The following is a 2,583-nucleotide window of genomic DNA, read 5'->3' as shown; positions in this document are numbered from 1 at the left end:
GCTGCTCGCGTGACACCGATTTGGCCGAAAGTCGCCCCCGCCGGTCGTGGGCTATCAGGGCTCCGACCATGGCACTTGAGGGCGCGTCGGGCCGGCCAGGTCGAGATGGGGCCGTGCGGTGGGGTGCGGCGTCCGGTTACCGAAGATGAGCAACGCCAGAAGTGCGAGCCCGATCGGGACGTTCACCAGCAGAGTCCACCGCCATCCTAGGGTTTCGACGATGACTCCACCGCCAAGTACTCCGAGAGCGCCACCGCTGCCGGATGCCGCGCCCCATAAGCCGAACGCTTGCGCGCGAGCTGGGCCCTGAGGAAAGGTCTGCGAAAGGAGTGCGAGCCATGCCGTCGACCCTTCCCCGCGGGCTGTGAGTGACGCTGGCATTCACCGATATGCAATCGCGGCAGGAACCCCAGATCCGAAGTGACGTCAGGATCTATCAACAAGCGACGTCAACATTGGCCGACAAAGCCATCTGGGGTACCCCGTTGACACACGTCTCGGTGTCGACGGCGGATACTCTCTCGAACCTGGGGCGGTCCTGCCGCCGATCTTTCTTTCCACAGATGAGGCGCTGGCATGTGCTCTCGCGCTTCGAAGGTGGAAGGAAAGCTCTGATCCAACCCTGACCGCCAGTTCTCTCGGCAAGCTCCTCGCATCACTGCCCACTCATGTGCGGTGGGTCATCGATGCGGTAGCGAAAGTCACGATCGATGCGCCAGTGGACGGTCTCGAACCAATAGACTCCCCGGTCGTCAACATCGGGGTTCTCGGTGAGCTGGCAAGAGCATGTCTGCTCGGCCGTCGAGTGGAGTTCAAGCACTCGCAGCGAAACGGAGCGACGAAGGACCGACGGGTTGATCCCCTTGCGATGGTCAACACAGTGCGGCGGTGGTACCTCGTCGCCTTCGACGTCGACACCGACGATTGGCAGACGTACCGTGTCGATCGCATCTCCGACGTCGCCGTCAGCCAGATGCCGATCCGATCGCATACGTTTCCCGGCCCGAGCGTCGATGAATGGGTGACTCGGCAGCTCAGCGCGGGGTGGCAGCAGGTGACCGCCACCGTCCGCGTGCACGCAACAGTGGATACGGTGCAGCGCTGGGTTGCGCCGGCATGGGGAGCTATCGAACAGGAGACAACTCGGACCACGATCGTGCACGCGGGAGCCGAGAGCTACGAGTCCATCGCCAGATGGCTCCTGCTCCTACAAGCCGACATCGAGGTGCTAGAACCCAACGAGCTACGGACCGCGTTCGTCCACGTAGCGCAGCAAGCTGCTCGCGCAGCGCAGCCAGGTTAACCAGAGTGGGCCGGCCATCGCACGACCGGCCCACTCTGGTCAGCAGAGAGGCCGGAAGAACTCCGTCAGGTCTGCGATAAGGAGCTGCGGTTCTTCGAGGGCGGCGAAGTGCCCGCCACGGTCGGTCACATCAGTCCACCGAGTGATGGTGTTCTCCAGTTCGGCGTAGCGGCGAATACCGACGTCGTGAGCGAACATGATGACCCCGGTGGGAACACCGGAGGGCTCCTTAGTTGCTCCCCACGCTGAGTGCTGCGCGTACCCGATGTAGGCAGCTGTGCCCGCGGTCTCGGTAAACCAGTACAGGGAGACGTCGGTCAGGATTCGATCGAGGGGGATGATCGTTTCGGGAAGCTCCTCGTGCGGAACGGTCCACTTCTGGAACTTATCGATGATCCACGCAAGCTGGCCAGCGGGAGAATCCACGAGCCCCGCGGCGAGAGTCTGAGGTCGAGTGGACTGGATCGCGATGTAGCCATACTCCTCCTGCATGAACGCCTGAACCCGCCCCAGACGGTCAAGCTCCAACGGAGTGAACGACGCAAGATCTGCTTCGCTGGGAGCCTGCAACGGCATTCCCATCGAACCATTAACGTGGACGCCGACCACATGAGACGGTGCCACTCGCGCGACCTCGGGAGAGACGGCAGCACCGATGTCACCACCCTGTACCCCGTATCGGTCGTAGCCGAGACGTTCCATCAGTGTTGCCCACGTCCGCCCGATTCGAGCCGCGTCCCAACCGCCCTCAACCACCGGGCTCGAAAATCCGAATCCCGGCAGCGACGGAATGACCACATCGAACGCATCCGCCGCCGCCCTTCCGTGCGCTTCCGGATCAGTGAGGGGGCCGATGAGGTCCACGAACTCAACGAACGACCCCGGCCATCCGTGAGTGAGCACCAGCGGCAGCGCGCCCGAAACCTTCGATCGGACGTGGACAAAGTGGATCGTCTGCCCCTCGATCACAGTCGTGAACTGCGGAAGCATGTTCAGCGACGCTTGCTGCTCCGCCCAATCGAACTCGTCAACCCAGTACGCGACCAACCGTCGCAGATAGCTGACCGGCACTCCTGTCGACCAGTCATCACCAGGCAGCGGCGGCGGAAACCGGGTCTCGCTCAACCGGCGTTTTAGCTCCTCGACAGAGCTCTCGGGGATGTCAATTCGAAACGGCTGTACTTCTGCACTCATACAAAGTTCCTTCCATCGCGTGCTGGCTCAGATGGACCACGCGAAGCGTGAGGTGGTCGTCCTCGATCAGATGGCGCGGGTCAGTC

3 protein-coding genes are annotated in these 2,583 nt (G+C 62.7%); 1 reads left to right on the top strand and 2 read right to left on the bottom strand.

Translation table 11 applies throughout. The annotated features are described in order from the left end of the window. Nucleotides 1–54 precede the first annotated feature (54 nt). Nucleotides 55–381, bottom strand: coding sequence for an MFS transporter (locus ABT116_RS42360; RefSeq protein WP_351645844.1), 327 nt, complete (start codon nucleotides 379–381; stop codon nucleotides 55–57). Between the two features lie 337 nt (nucleotides 382–718). Between ABT116_RS42360 and ABT116_RS42355 the strand changes: the two genes are divergently transcribed. Continuing rightward, nucleotides 719–1,303 (top strand): WYL domain-containing protein, encoded by a 585-nt coding sequence (locus ABT116_RS42355; RefSeq protein ID WP_196248302.1) that lies wholly within the window; start codon nucleotides 719–721, stop codon nucleotides 1,301–1,303. Nucleotides 1,304–1,342: 39 nt separating this feature from the next. Here the strand turns inward: ABT116_RS42355 and ABT116_RS42350 are convergent, their stop codons facing one another. Further along, the gene (locus ABT116_RS42350; RefSeq protein WP_030537351.1) at nucleotides 1,343–2,497 is read right to left on the bottom strand and encodes an epoxide hydrolase family protein; all 1,155 of its coding nucleotides are present in this window, start codon (nucleotides 2,495–2,497) and stop codon (nucleotides 1,343–1,345) included. Between the last annotated feature and the right edge of the window lie 86 nt (nucleotides 2,498–2,583).

The organism is Streptomyces sp. NPDC002130, assembly GCF_040296465.1.
Lineage (GTDB): Bacteria > Actinomycetota > Actinomycetes > Streptomycetales > Streptomycetaceae > Streptomyces.
This window is presented reverse-complemented; position numbering and strand designations above follow the sequence as displayed.

What these genes read in the sequence shown, in the direction of transcription:
- ABT116_RS42350 (WP_030537351.1), bottom strand. Translation starts at nt 2,497, where the DNA reads ATGAGTGCAGAAGTACAGCCGTTTCGAATTGACATCCCCGAGAGCTCT.
- ABT116_RS42360 (WP_351645844.1), bottom strand. Translation starts at nt 381, where the DNA reads ATGCCAGCGTCACTCACAGCCCGCGGGGAAGGGTCGACGGCATGGCTC.